The organism is Rhodobacter sp. P2_H5 (assembly GCF_056403335.1).
On the sequence record NZ_JBFUFS010000123.1, the window covers coordinates 1 to 682 of the forward strand.

The following is a 682-nucleotide window of genomic DNA, read 5'->3' on the forward strand; positions in this document are numbered from 1 at the left end:
TCAGAGTAGAGGCCAATGGCCTGCTCTTGCGACGTGTCGACTGCAAGGCGCGCTTGCTCCAGCCTCTTGTTGCTTACTCTCAGATCCCGCTGCGCCATGCGCAGCTTGGCTTCAAGTTCGTAGTGGTCGTGGGAGGAAATACCGAGCAAGATTGGCAGCGTGTCGCGTATTGCCTGCGGCTGGAACTGCTCGTTCTGGCGATAGAAAAGTTGGTCCTTGTTGGCGATCAGTCCCTGCTTCTGGAACAGGTAATAGAATGTGTGCTTGATGTTTGCGTCGTAGCTCATACGGCTGTGTTCGAGCGCGACTTCGGTACGGTTTTCGGGAATGCCAAGTAGCCGTGACAATAGTTCGACTATGCTGTCGTCATCGGTATTGACCGCCAGATCTTTGAACTCGGGTATCGGCAACTCGGCACCCCTTCGCAGCATTGCGGTGCTGCAACTTGCACCACCGCTGGGCGGGGTTGGCTTGGCGACCAGCACCTGATCTTTGTCGAACTGGTAGATAACGGCGAACCACGACACTTTGTCGCGGATGATGCCTTCCGGGACATTAAACGAAGATCGTCCCATGCAGTATTCTATAATTTCGGAGAGAGCGGACTTGCCGGTTGAGGAGCGACCGGTAATGACATTAAGCCCGTCTACCTTGAACTGGAGGTCACGGCGCTGGCCGTCAT

Annotated in this window: 1 protein-coding gene; it reads right to left on the minus strand. The window is 55.1% G+C overall.

All coding sequences use genetic code 11. The features are described 5' to 3' along the window. Window positions 1–682 (minus strand): hypothetical protein (locus AC1DVR_RS23875; protein ID WP_478003108.1); only part of this gene is annotated, 682 nt, incomplete at both ends.